20 protein-coding genes are annotated in these 19,240 nt (G+C 55.6%); 5 read left to right on the top strand and 15 right to left on the bottom strand.

Annotation, left to right across the window (positions count from 1 at the left end):
- Positions 1 to 102: 102 nt before the first annotated feature.
- The 3 genes from HNI00_RS02985 to HNI00_RS02975 all read left to right on the top strand — a co-directional run bounded on the left by HNI00_RS02985 (position 103) and on the right by HNI00_RS02975 (position 3,572).
- Positions 103 to 1,068: a protochlorophyllide reductase gene (locus HNI00_RS02985; RefSeq protein ID WP_316790561.1), complete on the top strand. Its 966-nt coding sequence runs from the start codon at positions 103 to 105 to the stop codon at positions 1,066 to 1,068.
- A gap of 524 nt (positions 1,069 to 1,592) precedes the next feature.
- Positions 1,593 to 2,117, top strand: a complete 525-nt coding sequence (locus tag HNI00_RS02980; RefSeq protein ID WP_316790558.1) for a hypothetical protein — start codon at positions 1,593 to 1,595, stop codon at positions 2,115 to 2,117.
- A 669-nt stretch (positions 2,118 to 2,786) separates the two neighbouring features.
- A complete protein-coding gene (locus HNI00_RS02975) occupies positions 2,787 to 3,572 on the top strand; it encodes a tetratricopeptide repeat protein (RefSeq protein WP_316790556.1) in 786 nt (261 codons plus the stop codon).
- A 178-nt stretch (positions 3,573 to 3,750) separates the two neighbouring features.
- Here HNI00_RS02975 and aroQ read toward each other — a convergent pair whose 3' ends face one another.
- From aroQ to HNI00_RS02945, 6 genes are all read right to left on the bottom strand, one after another.
- Entirely contained in the window at positions 3,751 to 4,206 is a 456-nt protein-coding gene (gene aroQ, locus HNI00_RS02970; RefSeq protein WP_316790554.1) for a type II 3-dehydroquinate dehydratase, read from the bottom strand.
- 205 nt (positions 4,207 to 4,411) lie between these two features.
- On the bottom strand, positions 4,412 to 4,549 hold the full coding sequence (locus tag HNI00_RS02965) for a hypothetical protein (protein WP_172353315.1): 138 nt from the start codon (positions 4,547 to 4,549) through the stop codon (positions 4,412 to 4,414).
- Between the two features lie 289 nt (positions 4,550 to 4,838).
- A complete protein-coding gene (locus tag HNI00_RS02960) occupies positions 4,839 to 4,961 on the bottom strand; it encodes a hypothetical protein (RefSeq protein ID WP_316790551.1) in 123 nt (40 codons plus the stop codon).
- Positions 4,948 to 6,261 (bottom strand): GAF domain-containing sensor histidine kinase, encoded by a 1,314-nt coding sequence (locus tag HNI00_RS02955; protein ID WP_316790548.1) that lies wholly within the window; start codon positions 6,259 to 6,261, stop codon positions 4,948 to 4,950. Before HNI00_RS02955 ends, HNI00_RS02960 begins: the two co-directional genes overlap by 14 nt.
- An 839-nt stretch (positions 6,262 to 7,100) precedes the next feature.
- On the bottom strand, positions 7,101 to 7,340 hold the full coding sequence (locus tag HNI00_RS02950) for a hypothetical protein (protein WP_316790546.1): 240 nt from the start codon (positions 7,338 to 7,340) through the stop codon (positions 7,101 to 7,103).
- Positions 7,341 to 7,522: 182 nt separating this feature from the next.
- Positions 7,523 to 8,542, bottom strand: a complete 1,020-nt coding sequence (locus HNI00_RS02945) for a glycosyltransferase family 2 protein (RefSeq protein ID WP_316790544.1) — start codon at positions 8,540 to 8,542, stop codon at positions 7,523 to 7,525.
- A 462-nt stretch (positions 8,543 to 9,004) separates the two neighbouring features.
- Between HNI00_RS02945 and HNI00_RS02940 the strand changes: the two genes are divergently transcribed.
- Together HNI00_RS02940 and HNI00_RS02935 are read left to right on the top strand one after the other, a co-directional pair.
- Entirely contained in the window at positions 9,005 to 9,469 is a 465-nt protein-coding gene (locus tag HNI00_RS02940) for a hypothetical protein (protein WP_316790543.1), read from the top strand.
- A 306-nt stretch (positions 9,470 to 9,775) separates the two neighbouring features.
- A complete protein-coding gene (locus HNI00_RS02935) occupies positions 9,776 to 10,048 on the top strand; it encodes a DUF7219 family protein (RefSeq protein WP_316790541.1) in 273 nt (90 codons plus the stop codon).
- A gap of 125 nt (positions 10,049 to 10,173) precedes the next feature.
- Here HNI00_RS02935 and HNI00_RS02930 read toward each other — a convergent pair whose 3' ends face one another.
- The 9 genes from HNI00_RS02930 to HNI00_RS02890 all read right to left on the bottom strand — a co-directional run bounded on the left by HNI00_RS02930 (position 10,174) and on the right by HNI00_RS02890 (position 19,230).
- A complete protein-coding gene (locus HNI00_RS02930; protein ID WP_316790539.1) occupies positions 10,174 to 10,557 on the bottom strand; it encodes an alr0857 family protein in 384 nt (127 codons plus the stop codon).
- A gap of 141 nt (positions 10,558 to 10,698) precedes the next feature.
- On the bottom strand, positions 10,699 to 11,115 hold the full coding sequence (locus HNI00_RS02925) for a hypothetical protein (RefSeq protein WP_316790534.1): 417 nt from the start codon (positions 11,113 to 11,115) through the stop codon (positions 10,699 to 10,701).
- Between the two features lie 362 nt (positions 11,116 to 11,477).
- A complete protein-coding gene (locus HNI00_RS02920; protein ID WP_172353323.1) occupies positions 11,478 to 11,897 on the bottom strand; it encodes a hypothetical protein in 420 nt (139 codons plus the stop codon).
- 83 nt (positions 11,898 to 11,980) lie between these two features.
- Positions 11,981 to 12,907, bottom strand: coding sequence for an alpha/beta fold hydrolase (locus tag HNI00_RS02915; RefSeq protein ID WP_420156288.1), 927 nt, complete (start codon positions 12,905 to 12,907; stop codon positions 11,981 to 11,983).
- A gap of 102 nt (positions 12,908 to 13,009) precedes the next feature.
- On the bottom strand, positions 13,010 to 13,825 hold the full coding sequence (locus tag HNI00_RS02910; protein ID WP_316790530.1) for a DUF928 domain-containing protein: 816 nt from the start codon (positions 13,823 to 13,825) through the stop codon (positions 13,010 to 13,012).
- A 208-nt stretch (positions 13,826 to 14,033) separates the two neighbouring features.
- On the bottom strand, positions 14,034 to 16,673 hold the full coding sequence (locus HNI00_RS02905) for a CHASE2 domain-containing protein (RefSeq protein WP_316790528.1): 2,640 nt from the start codon (positions 16,671 to 16,673) through the stop codon (positions 14,034 to 14,036).
- A gap of 4 nt (positions 16,674 to 16,677) precedes the next feature.
- A complete protein-coding gene (locus HNI00_RS02900; protein ID WP_316790526.1) occupies positions 16,678 to 17,643 on the bottom strand; it encodes a DUF1822 family protein in 966 nt (321 codons plus the stop codon).
- A gap of 27 nt (positions 17,644 to 17,670) precedes the next feature.
- Positions 17,671 to 18,318: a sigma-70 family RNA polymerase sigma factor gene (locus HNI00_RS02895; protein ID WP_420156287.1), complete on the bottom strand. Its 648-nt coding sequence runs from the start codon at positions 18,316 to 18,318 to the stop codon at positions 17,671 to 17,673.
- A 207-nt stretch (positions 18,319 to 18,525) separates the two neighbouring features.
- Complete coding sequence (locus HNI00_RS02890; protein ID WP_420156286.1) at positions 18,526 to 19,230, bottom strand: phosphoribosylanthranilate isomerase; 705 nt, start codon at positions 19,228 to 19,230, stop codon at positions 18,526 to 18,528.
- Positions 19,231 to 19,240: the final 10 nt, after the last annotated feature.

The raw sequence follows: 19,240 nt of genomic DNA, 5'->3' as shown, positions 1-19,240 counted from the left end.
ACTCAACATTTCGCGTAATAACTCAACATTTCGTGGCTCAACGGTGTGCAATCATCATGAATCATGGAGACACATCACAGCGCACCGTAAGTTGTTAATAAAATGCAAAACTCTCAGCAACCGACCGTAATCATAACCGGAGCCTCTTCGGGAGTGGGGCTATACGCTACCAAAGCCCTGGCCCAGCGTGGATGGCATGTGGTCATGGCCTGTCGAGATCTAGCCAAAGCCGAAGCCGCTGCACAGTCCGTCGGCATTCCCAAAGATCACTACACGCTACTGCACATTGATCTGGGATCGCTCGACAGCGTTCGCAAGTTTGTGGATGACTTTCACGCCACCGGGCGATCGCTCGATGCGCTAGTCTGCAACGCCGCTGTTTATATGCCCCTGCTCAAAGAGCCGCTCCGTAGCCCAGAGGGGTACGAACTCAGTGTTGCCACCAACCACTTGGGGCACTTCCTGCTGTGCAACTTGCTGCTGGGCGACCTCAAGGATTCCCCCGCAGCGGACAAGCGCCTAGTCATTTTGGGAACCGTCACCGCCAACTCTAAGGAACTGGGTGGCAAGATCCCCATTCCCGCGCCCGCCGACCTGGGCAACCTGGAAGGGCTAGAGGCCGGCTTCAAAGCGCCGATTTCTATGATCGACGGCAAAAAGTTCAAGGCTGGCAAAGCCTATAAAGACAGCAAGCTCTGCAACATGATTACCGTGCGCGAGTTGCATCGCCGCTATCACGACACCACGGGCATTACCTTCAGTTCGCTCTATCCTGGCTGCGTCGCTGACACGCCGCTATTCCGCAATAGCTACCCAATTTTCCAAAAAGTCTTCCCCTGGTTCCAAAAGAACATCACAGGCGGCTATGTCTCGCAAGAACTGGCGGGCGAGCGCGTGGCGCAGGTCGTAGCTGATCCGGCGTTCAAGCAATCCGGAGTTCACTGGAGCTGGGGCAACCGCCAAAAGCAGGGGCGCGAGTCCTTTGTTCAAGAGCTGTCGGAAAAGGCCACGAACGATGCTCTGGGCGATCGCCTCTGGACGCTCAGCGCCAAGCTCGTTGGGCTGTAGCGACCTGGCTGTCCTGGATGCCAAACGATAGGGCGTATCCCACTTTTCCAACCCTCACCCTAAATCCCTCTCCCAAAGCGGGAGAGAGACTTTCAGTCCGGCTCCCCTTCTCCCAAAAAGGGAGAAGGGGCTGGGGGATGAGGGCAAACTTGCAGAACTGGGATGCGCCCAAACGATACTCCCTTTGCGTAAAAGTTCAAGTTCTCCGAGGACGTGCAGTGTTGCGCGATATCGCCGCACGTCTTTCAGCAGGCAAACTCCTCCTCAAACAGGTCGGCTCTTGCAATCGAATTAGGCTCTACAGTCTGAATAAAAGCTGTAGAGCCTGTTTTATAGCAATCGAAGTGTTGCACAACACCCAAAATCCCGATCCCTCGTGGCAAAATTTACCTGAATCAATCGGCGCAGCCAAGCGCTGGATATGAACAGAGTTTACGTGCATCAGCAGAATAGTGTGATGCATTCTGCTATTCAGCACCCCAATCAGCAACCCCGCTGAATTTGTTTTACACCGAGGCAAAAAGATGAGTCTTATCTTTGACGTTTTAAGCGCGATCAACAACCCCAACCAGCAAGCCAGCGTTAGTTCGCTGGGTTCCATTGTCAATACCGTCTCTCAGCTTGCAGGGAACCAGGGTCTCAATCCTGCGACGACCCAGAGTGCCTTCTCTGTGGTGGGCAACCTAGCTCGTACTGCGCTGAAGCAGCAGCAAACCACCGCAGGGATGGGAGGATTAGAGAGCATGATCGGTCAACTCGCGGGTGGTTCCGCTAGTGGTGCAGCGCTACAATCCCTGATTCCTGCCGGGCTACAGCAACAGGCCGTCCAGACTATTTCCTCTGCAACTGGCGTTAGCCCCACCATTGTCCAGGGAATGCTGCCAGGGCTGATTACGGCTGCGATGGGGATGCTGAACCTGGGCGCACCCAAACCTGGCACCCGTGGCGGCAACCCCCTGCTGGCTGCTTTCCTCAGTGGCGACGAAAAATCGACCGACCTCGGCGAAACACTAAAATTTGCCAGCCGTTTCCTGAATCCGCCTCGCTAGGTTTTAGCGTCTAGTTTCACGGGTTTGACAGTCAGCTTCCTGGAGATTTGCAACGCAAGAATCTCCAGGAAGTCTTTTTATGGGTTTGTTTTATCAGTAGGAAAAGGAGTGAAACAATCGACAGGTTGCAGATCTGCTGAACCGACGGTTTTCTAGTCTGATAGCGTCTGACATCACTTCTCTAGGTGACGCTACGAATGACATTTCTGGCAGCCCCACCAACGCCTGACTAGCAATCCAAAATCCCAAATCGAGCAGGACTTACGCACTTGCGAAAAGCTCTTTGGGTTTTGGACGATTTCTCGCGGGCTGCGCCTGCGAGAAATCGTCCAACTGCGTAAATCCTGTCGAGAATCAATTAGGATGTAACGCCTATGTCACCAAAAGTTCACGAATCCTTGCAGAAAGTTTCAGGAATTATACGGAGGTTCTGTGTAGTTTCTTCGTAGACGGACAACTGCTGAATGTCTGATGCAGCGGAACTTTCATGGATTCCGCATCGTCAGCTATCAGGGGTGCGCTGCTATTTCAGGTGAAAGAGAATTTTCCGTACTTTCAACCTGACACTACTTTGGGCTTTGAGAGACATTAGCAGGTGAAAAGGCGGATAACGCAGTTCTAACGGTACATCACACCCTGGCACTGACTGAAATACACCACGAGGATGTCATGAACATGCGCTCTTCTACAGGTCGGCAAGAAAAAGCGAACAATGCAGATCGGTCGCGCAAGAGTCTTAGCACGACTGCCCGGCCAACTCTTAGAGTGCAGAAGCGCTGGCAGCCTAGAGCGCGACGAGTAGACACGGCGATCGCCCCTCGTGCTGCGGCTCCCCTCAGCCACACCGAGTTGGAAACAGCGCTCCGCCAAGAAGCTCTCCAAGCAGCCCAGCGCGGCGATCATCAAGAGGCGATCGCCCTGTTCACCATGATTCTGGAGCAAAACCCCAGCAGCGCCCGTGACTATAACAATCGTGGACTGGTCTACTTTCAGAGCGGGGACATGGAGCGGGCGATCGCCGACTACAATCAAGCGCTCGCGCTAGATTCCACTCTCGACAGCGTGTATAACAATCGCGCCAACTACTACGCCGCTCAGGGCAAGTTTCTAGAAGCCATCCTAGACTACGACGCAGCCCTTGATCTGAACCCAACCAACGTCCGCGCCTGGCTCAATCAGGGGATTACGCTACGTGAGCTAGAAATGCACGATCGCGCTCTAGAATGCTTTGACTTTGCGCTGCGGCTGGGTCGTCTGGAAGCCCACATCTACGCCGAGCGGGGTCGCACACATCACCTCTGGGGCGACTGGAACGCTGCCCTGGCAGACTATCAGCGAGCAATTGAGCGGCTATTGCTGCCCAATACGGCCACGCCCGGTGGAGCAGCCCGCCTGCGCCTTCAGATCGAAGTGTGGAGAGATGAACTGCTTGCGCCGCTGGAATCGGAGCCATAAGCCAAATCTGGCTTACCCAAATGCAGCCGAAAGCTGGATTGCTGCAAACGGTGAATTACTGCAAATAGAGCGAATAAAACTGCGAAACTGGCTCAAAATTACAGAAAACTCTCGGAAACTATCCTGAAGTCGCAAATATTAGGGTGAATACTACTTTAGCTAAGCTACTCTAGCTAGGCTACTCCAGAAGAACGTGGGTGAGATGGTGAACCAGGGCGCGAAGTCCAAGAACATAGCTAAACGCGCCAAACCCACTGATCTGACCAACTGCAACGGGTGCAATGTAGGAATGATGCCGAAAGGACTCCCGCCGATAGACGTTGCTTAGATGAACCTCGACCGTGGGTAGCGCTACAGCGGCGATCGCGTCTCGAATGGCAATGCTGGTGTGGGTATACGCTCCGGGATTAATCAGCAGTCCATCCTGAACGCCCATCGCCCCGTGAATCGCATCGACCAAAGCGCCTTCATGGTTAGACTGAAACGACTCTAGCTGAACACCAAGCTGAACTGCTGCATCCTGCAATGACTGATTAATGCTGTCGAGAGTCTCCCGTCCGTAAATCCCCGGCTCTCTGTGTCCCAGCAGGTTCAGATTTGGGCCATGCAAGACCAAGATGCTCAGATTGGACACAAAAAATTGCTAGAACAACAAATCAAACGCAGCTACGCACAGGGCTGACTGGGGCAATCGAACCTAAACAGCGCAACTGCCAGAAGCGTCAGGCCAAACAGATGTCCAGTACAAACCTATCTACTCGCGTTGCTTGCACTCGACTCAAAGCCCATTGCCAACGTCAACAGAGCTTTAGGGTCGAAACACACTGCTCGGAAGCAACTTAGCGGCGACGGCTGCGGTCATCGACTGGAATGGGAATGGGTTCTGGCTCCGGCTGAACGTCTGGACCCAGCAGCGCTTCCACTAGCTTGCGTGCCCACTCTTTAAGCTTTTCCAAAACCTTATCGATATAATCCATTGACTCAGACTGCTCCTTGATGCAGACCTAGATCGTAGTCTTGCTCGAAAGAATTCCAGACTGTTTGTTACGTCGGTTACAACGTATATTTACTATGACTCATCCCAGTGGAAGTTGACAAGGGCACCGAAGCCAGAGAATGCAAATCCAACGACCTCAAGTTCAGAAGTCCAAAACTCAGACTGTGCCTGTCCACTCGGTGATAGAGTCAGAACAACAAAAGCGGAATCGTAAACTGCTACCTAGAATCATAACCAAATGGCCAGAATTATCAACCCTAATCAGAGGCCTACAGGTGCATGGATCTGCGTCTCTGCTCCAGAAAAGGGCTAGAGAGTTCGGGCGATCGCCCCTGATTCTGGCTACCGCCCAGCTCGTAGAGATGTCCGGCCCGCTGGCTACTCCAGTTCACCTAGCTCAGCAGACTGCGGAACGCTAACCACATATCGATAGCCCGTTTCAGCCGAACCCTGGATGTTGATCGTGCCTCCGTGTAGTTCTGCAAGCTGGCGGCTGAGCATCAGCCCTAGGCTCTGGCGGAGCATGTTCTGCGGGGCCGAGCCGTCAGCCGTGTCGCTTTGAGAGAGCGCAGACTTTTGGGAGTCGCCTGCGGACCAGCCGTAGGACGACGCATGGGCTTGAGACAACTCGACTGGTGTCAGCATTTGCCCTGTATAGAGGTCAGCAGCCGGGAGACCTTCGCCAAGCCAGGGATGCGAAGTCCACACAGTGATGGTCAGAGCAGACTGCTTACGAGAAATGTGAACCCGAATAATGCTCTCAGTGCTGGCGGATTGAATCACGCTGAACACCAGGTGATAGAGCATCTGACGCATTTTTTCTTTGTCGAGCATCCAAATGCGGTTGCCCGGTTCGACCGTCAGCCGAATGCGCTGTTCTCGCCGTTGCGCGACCTGCTGGAGGGTGCTAAACGCCTGTTGACACAGCATTTCTATGTCGATTGGTGCCAGGTTTAGGACGCAGTTGGTGTCGTTGAGTGCGCCCAGTTCTAGAATTTCATTAATCAGCGAGAGCAAGGTTTGACCGCTGTTGTGGACAATTGCCAGATATTCTTTCTGCTTTTCTGTCAGCGGGCCGTAGATTTCACGGTTGAGGACGCTGGCCATGCCCAGGATTGACGTGAGGGGGGTGCGGAGTTCCTGGGCCATTTGGGCGATCAGATCTGCCTTGATCGAGGTGGTGGGCGACGCGGCGATCGCCCCCTTGGGGGCTTTCATCATGGGCTGGGGCGATCGCCGCAGCAGGTGGTTGCGCTCGTATTCGCTCATACTCCACCGGGCGACTAGCTCCAGCAGTTCTACCTCGCGAGTCGAAAAATCACGCGGCTGCAAGCTCAAGACAGCTAGCGTGCCGACGCATTGACCATTGGACGCGATCAGGGGAGCGCTGAGGTAGGCGCGAATGCCGTAATGCCGCACGAGCAGGCTGTCCGCAAAATCGGGATGGGCCGAAGCATCGTTCAGCACAAGAACCTGGCGGCTCTCAACGACATGACGACATAGCGCGTCGGCACGAGGAAGTTGGCGAGTTGTCGCCAGTTCGTTCATCAGCCCAATCCGCGATAGCCCAACCGCAGATTTGAACCACTGGCGCTGCTGATCCATCAGCCCAAGCACACAAATTCGAGCATCCAAAAGATGGGCGGCCGTTTGAGTCGCTTCTTCAAAAATCGGCACACTCTCAGCATCCATTAACCCAAGGTCGTTCAGGGTCTTAAGGCGCTGCTCTTCAATACTTTTTTCGACACTATGCGCTGGCTCTCCATTCTGGGAGAACAAATCCTGATCTGGGCTAGGCATCGCGACCCTCTTCCTTAACATATCCTCTGGTTAGCCGTCTCTTTTAAGGATGCAAAAGTCTTTCAATACACCTAGAGTTCCCTAACTTTAATTTCAACAAACATTGACAGAAATGAGACTTGCACTAGGCTCGTGCTAACAATTTCTTTATCAACTACCAGGTTGAAAATGAGGATGAAACATCAAAAAAAGTTGAAAAAAATGGAGCGATCGCCGCAAAAACACGCAGGACAAACCCCATTCAACGCCTCCACGTTTGCAGTCAATTCCTCACAGTCTCTTTATCAAAAACGCAGGCAGACTGAGCAAACAGGATCATCCGAATATTTTTCTGATATAACAAAGTGACCGGATGCTCTAGGAAACCGTGGATGAGCAGACCAGAGTTGGCAACCAGCAGGCACGGTCTACTTTCTACTTCCCAATCAAGTCCACGGCACGTCCACAGCACCTCTACATCAAGTCCGCAGATGTCTCAGGAAGCGTCATTGGGGGTTCTGCGCCAAGAGGTTCGCCAGTAGGCTTCTTAGCCTCCCGGTTCCCCGTTTTCGGTTCAGCAGCGTGATTTAAAACTTGGTCAGCTTGTTGTCCAATTGCTTAACGTTCGTTCAGGTTTTTGATTCAGTCCTGTGCGATCGCCCCCTCTGTGGCGGCGGAGGACGATGCTTCGGCACCAAGGCTGAGCAACAAGGCGCAACTGAACTTGCGACTGAATTTTACTGAATTTTATTTTACTGAATTTTAGAGTGGGGCGGCGACAGATGAAACGTCTGGGCAGATTCTACATGCTCAACCCCGGGCACCTGACGAAGCGCAGGCAGGTCACCAGAGGGGCAGGAACCCGTAACGATTCCCACCTGATCCATCACCTGATCAATCTTCATGCCGTGTTCTTGCAGGTCTTCGGCAACTTCCAGGAGGCGATCGAGGTGATCGTCTGCAACGGAAACGGTCACTTGAACATTTGCCATGTTTGCCATATTGGTTTTGATGGATAAAGAAAACGTCGAAATTTCATCTCAAAGACATCTCATCTCAAAGACATCTCATCTCAAAGACATCTCATCTCAAAGACATCTCATCTTGAGCAGATGATTTAGATTTTAGGGCGATCGCTCGCTCCCTCGTCTCTTCCTTCAGAAGAATACATCTGCTACTGGGGCGGTGAATTGACCCGCGTGCCATCCGGCAACCAGGCGATCGCCCGTGCCGATTCCGGGAACGAACTGCGTCGCTGTCCCCAACTCCGGGCCGTCGCGCAAAACAAATCTAGCGGGGTATCGAGCAATCGATCCCACGGCTCCTGTCCTCTTAATACACGGGGTGCGACGCTGGGAAGTTCTTTGAGGAGCCACCGAGCCAGACGAGTTGCCGCGTCTTGCCAGGTCAGCGATCGCATCAGGGCTGAGCCATGTAGCTCATGCAGGTGAGCATCGGAACGGCCGTAGCGCTGCCACTGTTTCCAGAGCGCAGGCAGCGTAGCGCGATGCCGATGGCGGGCGATCGCCCCTTCTGCCAGGCGAAGTTCCCACTGCCCCGTCTGCAAAATTCGCCAGCACAAGTCTGCATCGCCGCCGCTAGTTAGATAAGGGCGAAACAGCCCAACGGCTTCGAGGGGCGATCGCCGCACGGCCAGGTTGGCCGTCTGTCCGTAGGGCAGAAATCCGTGGGCCAGCGTGTGTCGCTGCGACAGAAACTCTCGGCGGGCAGCGTACTGCTCCAGCCAAGTGGCAGGTTTCAGAGGCAGCACTTCTCCCGCCACCAGCCCGACCTGCGGCTCCGCAAAGGGCTGCACCAAATTCCGCAGCCAGTCTGGATTCGGACGACAATCAACATCGGTGAAGGCAATGATCTCGCAGGGGGTGTCGCCCGACAGCGCTGCCACAATACCCGCATTGCGGGCGGCGTAGGCGCTTTGAATGTCTGAAACAGTGAGGGGGCGCAGCGTCAGGCCGAGCGATTGGAACTGCATGGTGGCAGTTTGGAGTAAATCGGGCGTGCGATCGCCACTCCCGTTGTCGATCAAGACATATTGAATGCGTTCCCGTGGGTAGGTTTGCTGAGACAGACAGGACAATAGCTCAGGTAAATCTGCTGCTCCGTTCAGGATTGGAATCACCACTCCGACTCGCGGATATTGATCGGAAGATGGCTCCTTCCGCAAAAGTTCCACTTTTTCTTCAGAAGTTTAAGATGTCTAAAGTATTACGATACAGTGTGCAAGGGATTGTCAGAATACTTCACAAGCCATGACTGAATTCTCTTTAAAAACTGCCTGAGGCGTATTTGTTACTCCTAATCTTTTGTGAGCCAGATCACAGGCTTTGTGTTTCTCTCAATACAGACTCAATAAAAAAACTAAAGCTCAAAATATCTGACAACTTTTGGCGTTAAACTTTAGAGTATTAAGAGCATTAAGTATTGATTAATTGTTTAAGAATCACTTGTTTTTATAAGGTTTCTTTGGAATTCTCATAAACCTGTCCGTATCTTAATCTATGTTCTTAGAAGCTCCATATATTCTTCTAGAGGGGGGAAGGCGATGAACGCTATTTGTCGATGGAGTCCACAACGCAAAACAAGCATCCGGGATTTGTGGTCACCTGTACGATTCTCTCTGATTGCTGCCAGTGCGTTGACGCTGTTGGTGGGCGCTGCTAATCGGGCGATCGCCAACCCGGAGCCAACCCCAAATGCTACTGATGCTGACGACATTGAAGAGATTAACACCTCCATCACGCAGGACTATATGCCTGCGATCATCTATTTGCCCGACCCCAACACCCAAGAACTCGTGCCGCAATCGGTGCTGGTGACAGCCGATGAACCCGTAGCGGGTGCTGTCACCCAAATTGTCGAGTCCTACGAAGGGCAAGATGTTGGCATCACGGGCTACGAGGTCAACGTAAACGAAGCGGCAAAAGAAGCCGAAATCAACTTCGCAGTCAACAATCCTCGTGGCGGGCGAGCCTTTCAAAGCCTCAGCAGCGCCAATCAGTATTGTTTGTTTGAAGCCATTCGAGAAACGCTGTTGACTCAGCCTGCCTACGGCATTCAGCAGGTCATTTTTCAGGCCAATAGCGTTGACTTTGATATTTAGTCCCTGGTCTATGGAAGAACAACAGGATTCATGGTGCTTTGTGTCGAGCAGTCAAGTTCTGAGATTCAGAATCCAGGGGCGATCGCCCTATTTAAGCTCCACTTCAAGATTCACTTTACGGCTCATCTTTGCCTGTATCTGCTAGAACATCTACTCGTACGTTTTCCCAAGATCCTCCTAAAGGGTGTTCTAAGAAACATTCATCAATCGATACAGTAATTATGCAACAGGAATCATGCAGTTATTAAGCTGATTTTGGTAGTTTGGCTCTAGGTGCATCCCCACCATTGAGAGGTACTGGTCATCTTGTCAGAAACATCTGAGAACGAAAAAGATCAATTTTTTTACCCGATTGGGCGCTATCGGGGCGATTTCTCTCCTCAAAGGCTAGCGTTCAATGCCAATCTTCAGGAATTTGCTCAGCGTATTGGTATCATTTGCAGCCTGGAGACGGGCGGCAAGATTTCACCTGACGAAGCCTACGATCAGATCAAAGCCCTCTGGAAGCAGCTCAAGGCTTCAAAATCAGCCCTGATTGACACGCCTCAAGACCGGCCTGAGTTGCCGCCTGAAGAGTAGTGAGTGAGGCCGGATTGGGAATCTGGTCTGCATCGCAAACCGGGCAAGACGTTTTGGGCAGGGCCAGGTTTGCGTGAAGCCTGACTCTGCCCGGAGGCATCCTAATCCTCCTCGTTCCCGTCCTCTCAGCCCCTCACACCCTGGACACAGACGCTTGCCTGCCAGAGTTGATAAATTAGGCGCTCGATTGCAGCAGGCAAGGCGATCAGAAAAACGCCTTCGTGAGCATAGGGACTGGACGACAGCCAGCTTCCGTAGAGTGTAATTTCAACCCAATCTGCATCGGCTACAGCCAGGGCGATCGCCCCAGAGTGTTGCTTCAGCAGTTGTTGGAGTTGCGCCAGCTGGGGCAAGTGGGCCGCCAGCAGAAAACTAGCGGTGTTTGGCGTGACGTGCAGCGTTTCGCCGCAGCGCAGGGCCAGCGTCACCCGCTGGGCGATCGCCGTTTCGATGGGCGCAGACAGAACCTCTATATAAACGTCGGCATCGGTATAGGTAAGCTTTAGCATGACAAACGCTGTTCCTTCAGAAAGATGCGGTTAGCGTGCGGAAGGTTCGGGTTCGCGGCAAGTGGCAAAAAAGTGGCAAAAAAGAACCCCCGCTTCTGACAGTCAGGAGCGGGGGACTAGGAAAACCGAGTCGCTTTGCCTTTAGGTGGGTGACAGAATGACCCTGCACCTCCCGCTCAGATTGAGTTGTGTTGCAATTCGGCCCAAGATAGCCAGGGCAGCATTAAAAAATCCGAACTGAAATCCGGTGTGAAGCGCAGTGGGCAAGGGCGATCGCATTCCGATGGCGCAAACGGCTGCATCGAAATCGGGATCGGGTTTCGCGTCAGGGCGAACGAGCAAGCAATCCGAACGATCGAAACAAGAGGAGAGATCAATCCCTTGAACCCCAAAGCCTGTTCCAGCGACCTTGCGCCGCCCCAAATCGCAGCCCACCAGCAGCGCCGCGCCAAAATGCTGCCATCCTTCAAGCAGAAACAGCCCGACAAATTGCGCCCGTCCGTCTTGGAACAGGTCAATCCGCGTGCTGTAAAAGATGGACAGAGCGAGGCTTAACATACGGGTGGTAAATACTGGGGTCGCAAATACTGGGGTCGCAAAATCTGGGGTTGCAAAACCTGGGGTTGCAAAGGCGGGCAAAAGGGCTGCGAGAAAGCTGGAAAGCGCTGCGAAGCAGGAAGACGATAAAGTGAGAAGACTCAGGAACCAGAGGGTTAGAAACTAGGGCTGGTATGCAGAAGCGTGTGCTATCAGAAGAGAAAAAAGCAGCGACAAAATTACCAATATTACAGTTGTAGTATAGTCGCATTGCTTTGGCAAGCCAATAGCCGACGCTTTCTTTATCTGGCGGCCTCACTCAAAATACGCAAGATTCCGGATTGATTTACAAAACTTTGGATTTGTGATTCGGAGCGATGGGGCTAAGCGTCGGGCGCAGCCATCAAACGAGAGACTTCGGCGTGCATCAGCGCGATCTCCGGATCTCGCTGAATCGCCCGAAAATAGCCCTTTTCCAGCTCTGTGCCAAATTCTGAAGGCTGCATTAGCACCCGTGCCCGGTTAAACAGTTCATCCACTTGCTCCATCGAGACGGGCTTTTTAGACAGCACCACATCATCAATCTGCACCACAAACTGCGAAATGGGGCGCAGCCAGCTAAACCAGCCGTCGTCCTCGATTACCAGCTTAAAAAACTCCGTATTTGAGCGAATCGGACCGTGAAATTCCTCATAAATGCCGCGCTCCGATTCCAGCAGGGCTTTGTGAATCCGCAAAATCGCTAACCGAAGCTGACGAAGCCGCTGCAATTCAGACTCAAGGGAAGGGCGAGAAGAAGACATCAGAAATTAACCACGGAAACCGAATCACAAACCAGGATGCAGTGCCTAGACGATGGAGCAACCTGTCAAGACAACTTCACCTCTCATTCCATCATCGCATCCTCTCCGATTCCCAAGACCCAATCTTTGATCAGCGCGTTTACCTGTTCCGGCACTTCGTCATGGGGACAATGCCCCGCATTCAGGTAATGCTCTGTCAGGTTGGGATAGTGTTGGCGGAAGCGGGCTCCCCGGCTGCGGGCATTCATCCACGGATCGCCCTCGCCCCACAGCATCAGCAATGGACACTGCATTTGGCTTAGCAGCACGTCATTTTTTTCGCCACGGGGAGACTTGAACACAGCGGCGAATACGGCGGGTGCGCCCGGATCGCAAGAGGGGCGATAGATGTCCTCAACCAACTGGTCGGTAACGGCGCTGCGGTCGAGATAGACCTTTTCCAGGGTTTTGCGAATGACGGATTTTTGCCGGACGTATTGAAACAGCAGAAAACTGGGGAGCGGCTGCAACAAGAGCGATCGCACGATGTCTCCCAACCACTGCTGCACCAGGTTGGGCTGAGTCGTTTGCGCTGTTTCGGTAAAGGCTCCAGCGCAGTTCAGCAGCACCAGCCCAGCGGCAGATTGTGACCGCTGCGCCGCCACACACAGCGACGCATAGCCGCCCAGCGAGTTGCCCGCCAGCACCACGGGTCGCCGAATCACGTCGGTAATAAAGTCGTGCAACTGGTCGCGCCAGAGGTCGCCACTGTAGACGATATCCGGCTTTTGCGATCGCCCAAAGCCCAGCAGATCGATCGCCCAGACTTCAAAGTCGGCGCTTAGCCCCGCTACGTTCTTGCGCCAGTGGTCTGTAGACGCGCCAAAGCCATGCACCAGCAGCAAGGGCGGGCGACTCGCCAGGCCATCCCTGTGGGAATCGCCCCATCGTTCTCCTGCCCGGACATAGTAAATGGAATAGCCGCGCCAGTTCCAGTAGGCTCCCACCGCAGGGGCGATCGCAGTTTGCATGAGACCCATGTGTAAAGGAATGTAAACATTCTAGCGTTACCCCTGGGTTGGCTCAAGCACGGTGGAGGGGCCGGAGAGCAGCGCTGCACCGACCCCTGACGCTTATTCCGCTGGAGCAATCGGCGTGAGGACGATTTCCTCTTCGGCTTCGCCCAGTTCCAGCACCTCCAGCAGTTCCATCCAGGCGTTTAGCACGTCGAGATTGTCGGGATCTTCGCGGCGCAAGTTGCCCAAAAGGGTCAGCGCGTCGTACCAGATGCCGTTCTCTGCGTACAAGGCTGCCCGGTCGAGCGGCGAGGCGCGGTCGATTGCGCTGGTGAGTTCGGCATCCAGCGCAGTCCGCTGAATCCAGCCTTCTACGAATACAACTTCGCCGCCGCAGCGAGTCTGGAAATTCCACCGATACATACGCCCGACTTCCAAGGCTGGCGCAGTTTCGGGGAGGGAAATTCCGATAATGCCGGGTTGATTGCTCAGAACAATGTCTTGTTTTCGGTAAATAATGCGGCGCTGATCGTCAAACAGCACAAATTCCGCTGGCTCATCGCTGGTCAGGGCGTAGGGAACGTAGAACCAGACGATGGGATGGGCGGCGGCAGTGAGGGCCCAAACGCTGGTGTACTCTCTGCCGTTGCGCCCAACCTCACGAGTGGACGGAACCAGGGCCGCTAGGGACTGGCATAGGGGCAGGTCGCCGCTACCTCGGCTGGCTCCGCCAAAGGGTCGTCCAGCGGGTGCGCCTGCTTCGGGCGGCAGCGGGGCCCGATAGCGATGACCACCGCCCCCGATTGCCCGGTCTGCACCGGGTGCGTCGCCGCTAGACGATTCATAGCGCTGGGCCACGGCCGGAGCAGCGGACAAAACCAGAACCGCAGCAGCAATCGCCGCAGACTTTAACCAAAACTTAGATGCATTCATGTTGGTGACCTCAACTCAAGGGGGCTAGTGGGGAGGCACGCAAATACAGGGGTTCGGGGGATGTGCAACCTCGCTGGAGGCTCCTGATTCTTCCCACAATATTCACTTCAGGAAATCTCTGCTCTTTTACGCAGCAAGACGAAAAGAGCGGGCTGGAGTTTCCTGACACTGGGTTTGGGGTCTTGGGAAGACTGGACTTTGCAGCCCTTTATTTGAAGCGCTGACCGCGAGTCATGATCAGGATGAGATTGACGAAAAACAGGAGCGTCAGTTGCACCAGACGGTAGCGGTAGATCGTGACTAGGACGGTGCTGAGACCAAAGGTCAAAACGGCGGGAACCAGCGGTATCCAACCGCCCCAGAGAATTAGAACTCCCTGAGCGATCGCCCCCAAAAGCAGCAACCCCAGGGCGATCGCCCCTAATAACCGCCAGGGCGCTTTGAACAGCAGCACCAGCAGCCCGCCCAGCGCCGCCCAGCCGCCAATCCACAGCATTTCTAGCCCGTGGGGCAACGTCCACAGCAGCGGCCGCTCGTTGAAAGCGGCACTGAGCAACTGGCTGGTCATCTGAGCCTGCACCAGTACCCCGTCCATTATGGAAGCGATGGGCGTTCTCCAGATATCGGTCGATTGCTGCGGATCATGCGGAATGTATCCAACGATAACCACGCGATCCTGAAACAGATCCGGCTGCACGCGCTCACTCAGCACATCGCTGATTTTCACCTGCCTAAACGGACTGTCGTACAGCGGGCGCACGGTGCGGTAGTTGAGCAAGACCTGCGCCCCGCGATAGTCAAAATTGGGGGCTTTATAACCGCCCGATCGCCGTCGCAAGAGCGGATAGGTGCGATCGCCTAGCTTCAGCACCTCCGGCGTAATTTCTACGGGAATCTGCTCGGCTTCTAGATACCGACTAGCGAGCAGCGTGCTGAATGCAAAGTCGGGTAGGCAGCCTGTTTCGTCCGACAGTTCCTCGCGCATGGCCAGCAGGTGGCGGCGCACCATTCCAGGCCGGGACTGCGGCTGGCTCGATGGGGATACGGCAGCACTCGCAACTGGACGGGGGGCGATTCCCCCAGGGATTGCTTCGCCAATCGCCCGCGCTTCTGCATTGATCTGGTGAACCTTCCGCTCTTTTTTGTCCTCAACAAAATCTGAAAACCCCAGCCGAGTTGCCGCCATGTCTGCTGGGGGAGCAATGCCGCCCTCGCCCCGCACAGGCACTTTGCACACGCCGATGACCTTTGGATTTTCGCGAAACTGCCGAGCCAGCGACGCAGCTTCGGGTTCGATCGGCAGGTCACGATACAGGTCGATGCCGATTAACCGGGCACCGCTCTTGTCCAAGATTTCAATCAGGCGGTTCAGGTTCGCGTTCGATACCGAATACCAGTAGGGGCCAGACTGCTGCCCAAGGTCTTGCCGCTCCTGTTCGTCAATCGTGACAATCAGCAGGCGCGGGTCTTGTTCTTGCTCGGCAGGGCGCAGGCGCAGCATCTGGTCGTAGGTGGCGAGTTCGACAGGTTGCAGCCAGCCGAGCGATCGCCCCCCGATGACCACTCCTGCTGCCAATGCGCTGAGGGCGATCGCCATCGGCACGCGGCGCAGTACCCGGCGCAGGCGGCGCTGCCAGACTTCGCGGCGATGCAGGCGGCGGCGGTGCAGGCGAGTAGCAGCAACAGGAAGGGGACTGGGCGACTCTGCGGGTTTGGACAATCGCCCCAGGAGGGACTGCCAGGTGGGGGGACGCTCTGCCGGATTTTGGCAAATGACGGGCAGCCAGGTGGCACAGAGAAACTCGTTTTCCAAGACCTGGAGTTGCTCTCGCGCCCGCCGCACCGAGAGATAGAGCGACTCGCCCCGCACAAACGTTCGCAGGAAACTGGTGAGAAATTCCTGCGCCACCCGGTCGGGCACGGGTTCCCGCATCACCACCATTTGGGGAATGTGCAGGTCGGCCAGGGCGCGGGCCAGCCCCAGCCCGTCGCAGGAGTTGAAAATCGCCAGCTTGAGTCCCTGGGTGGCGGCGTTTCGCAGGGCATAATGCAACTCTTCGATCGTCAGGGAATCGCTGGGGTTGATGGCGATGCGCCCGGTGTCGCCGCCTGCTGGGTCTGCGGCCAGTTCGGTGGAACTGTGCCCCGCAAAAAACAGAATGTCCCAGGGCTGATCCCAGAGGCGATCGCTCAGTTCTTTGCGATCAGGCTCTACCAGAAAGGTCACGTCGGCCTGGGGCGACAGGTGCATCAGCAGCGTGCGATCGCCCTGCACGTCGATGCCCGCGCTATTGCCCAAAATCGCCAAAATCCGCACCTTTCCCTTGGGCTTGGGGGGTTGCAGCACCCGCTGATAGGTGGGGGCGCTGAGGGCAATTTCCAGGTGGGAATGCTGCTCAAATAGCTCTAGCAGATGCCACGGCAGCCGTTGCAGCAGCCGATCTTCCGTCTGCACAATCAGCCGCACGGTGTCGGTCGGCGACAGCGCTGCAAACCAGGTTTCGCGCACCCGCCGAAAGGATTCTGCCCGCAGCCACTCATTCAGGCGATCGCGCAATTGCCGGGCCACCTGCTGACACGCCGCTCGACTCGCCGACCGCGACACATTTTTAATTTGATGGTCAGGCGCATTCAGCCGCGTGGCAATGCCCAACTGTCGATAGGCCGTTTGCCACTGTTGATATAACGCCACCACCTCCGGCGCAGGCGGCAGTTTCCCCACCACCTCGGTTGTCAGTTGCATCGCCAGCCCTGAGGCCGCATCTGTCTCTTCGCCGACCTGGAGCGTCGCCGGAAACCCCTGCTCAAAGCTGCCTTCACCAAATCGCAGCGTTACTAATTTGTCCACGGCTCTAAATCAAAAATGCTTCTGTTGCGGTCGTGTCGCCCAAGGCAACTTGCACCCCAAAGGTTTCGCCAGAGACTCCGCTAAATTGCAGTTGCAGATAGTCTTCGAGCGTGGTGGACTGAGCCTCTAAAAAAACAGTGCCCGACTCGTCCAGAATGCGGAGATGTACGTTTGGCGGCAGGCTGGAAGTGCCAGGACTGGGATAAAGCTGGACGCAAATATCGGTCTGTCCAGGTTGGGTTGTGCTGAGGCTAAGTTCCATCACCAGCGGCAGCGAAACGCCCACCTCCACCAGTTTGGCGCGACGCACAGCGGCATTGCTAAGCTGCCGAAAGGCATAGGCGGGGCTGAGCTGCTCTGCACTCAGGACGGCATCCACTGCGCTCCAGCCTGTGTCGATCGCCCCTTGCAGCCATCGTCCCAACTGGTTGAGGCTGACTCCTGCCCGCGCCAGCGTCGTAGCAACCAGGGGATGCAGCAGCCGATCGAGATGATCCATCAGATCTTCAGGGGGCTGGAGATGAGCAGGATGCAGTGCTGGGCCGTCGTCCCCTGGTTCCAGGGTGGGGGTAAAGCCCAGAATGGAGGCCTCGCGCTGAGATGGGTCGATGTGAACCGCGACATATCCAATGCGATCGCCCCACACTTCGGGCGGCACTGGGCAGGGCGCGGATACATTTTGAACAGGGCGGCATTCCAGTCGTCCTGCGCCAATGACTTCCAAATCGGCAACGTCGGCCGCAAGACGGGCGATCGCATTCCAGCTATCTCCCCGCTCCAAGTCGGTGTCGATGCCCATCATTTGTAAATAATCATTGACCACCCACACCGCCAGCGTATTGTGACGCACCTGTTCGGCTTTGGTCGGAGTTGGCTGCTGGCTGGCAAACTGCTGGGCAAGCCGTCGGGCCGCCTGCGGCAGGGGCAGCGTTAATGCGAAATCGTCAATCTCGGCGGTGTTGTATGTCATAGGGTCAGTCCTCGGGCAAGTCCTCCTCTACAGATATCCCTCGGACTCGCCAAATTTACGCAGCCGGGGCAAACACTGCCGCTGATAAAAACTACTCAGTGTGGAAATCGGCAGCCCAAACTCGGCTGAGATCTCTTCCCAGCTTGCTTCTGGCGGCAGCCGTCGCAGCAATAGCGCCTGACAGTTCACTTCCGGTCGCCCCTTGATGTGGGTTTTCACCAAATCGCCACTGCCGTCCGCTTCTACCCAGTCCCGCACGTCTTGCAAAATAGGCGGCACGTCGGGATTAGCCGCCAGGTTATCCACCGGATCAATCAGTTCCCCTGTCTCGCCAGAGCGCGAGGCCATACCCCGGACAGAGGCCCGCCGAGTTTCCTGCTCTCGACCTTGAATGTAGAAATCTTGCAGCCGCCGCTTCAGATAGGCGCTCAACCAGGTCACCACGCTGCTCTGAGTGGGGTCGTATTTGCGGCCGGTCGTGGCTTCGCAGACGTTTTGGCAGAAATATACCCAGGTCTGCTGGAGCGCATCTTCGTAATAGGCGACATTCTCCCACCACAGCTTGCGCGAGGTCAGCCGGATCACCTTGGTCAAGGCCCGCTGACGCTGGGGGCTGCCAGGCGGGTGGCGGCAGGCTTCGATGACCAGTTCTTGCAGTTCGTCCATCTCAGGGATCGGGGTTAAGGGCAGGGGCGGCAGCAAAAAAAGCAAAGCCCAGCAGGTTCACAGGTTGGCGCATAGGAACAACAGCCTGTTGTAGACGCACCTAACCGATGAACCCACTACATAGGATGCTTTACTCGTATCACAGTTCTGAACGCGATAAAGTTCCAAATTCTATAGAGTTTGTTGCAGGAGTTTGTTGCAAGAGTTTGTTGCACTTCACGCCCGGTTTTCTGGCGATCGCGCTCCGATGAAATCATCCTGAGCAGTAGACCCTGATTCCTGACGACCCAACTGGGCGATCGCCCCCATTAACCGCTCGACCAGCCCCACATCCTTGTCGCCGGGGGAGCGCTCCACGCCGCTAGAGAGGTCGATTCCGTAGGGATGGGCCGCTCTTAGCGCGTGCTGCACGTTGTCGGGCGTGAGGCCGCCAGCCAGCAGCCAGGGACAGCCAGGGTCAAAGTCCCGCAGCATTGCCCAGTCGAGGGTTGCGCCTGTGCCGCCGTAGAGGTGGGGATGGTAGGCATCGAGCAAGAGCGTGTCAATGTGGGGCGCGTAGCGGTGGGCCAGGTCGAGCGTCGCAGCATCACGCACCCGCAGCGCTTTGATGAGTTCGATGTGGGGCAAGGCCTCGCGCACCCGCTGGCAGCCGTCCGGCGATTCGTTGCCATGCAGTTGAACAGCCGTCAGTTGGGCGATCGCCACCACCTGCTGAATCTCTTCTAGGGTCGCATCCACAAACACGCCGACCCGATCCACCGGGGCTTCTGGCGGCAGCGCCTCGACGATTGCCCGAATCTGGGCTGGAGCCACATAGCGCGGCGACGCAGCCACGCAGATAAAGCCCAGAGCCGAAACGCCGAGTTGGGCGATCGCCCGTCCCTGGGCAGGCTGCGTAATGCCGCAGATTTTGACCCGCAGCGGCGCGGAT

The organism is Thermoleptolyngbya oregonensis NK1-22, from assembly GCF_032705245.1.
Taxonomy (GTDB): Bacteria; Cyanobacteriota; Cyanobacteriia; order Elainellales; family Elainellaceae; genus Thermoleptolyngbya; species Thermoleptolyngbya sichuanensis.
This window is presented reverse-complemented; position numbering and strand designations above follow the sequence as displayed.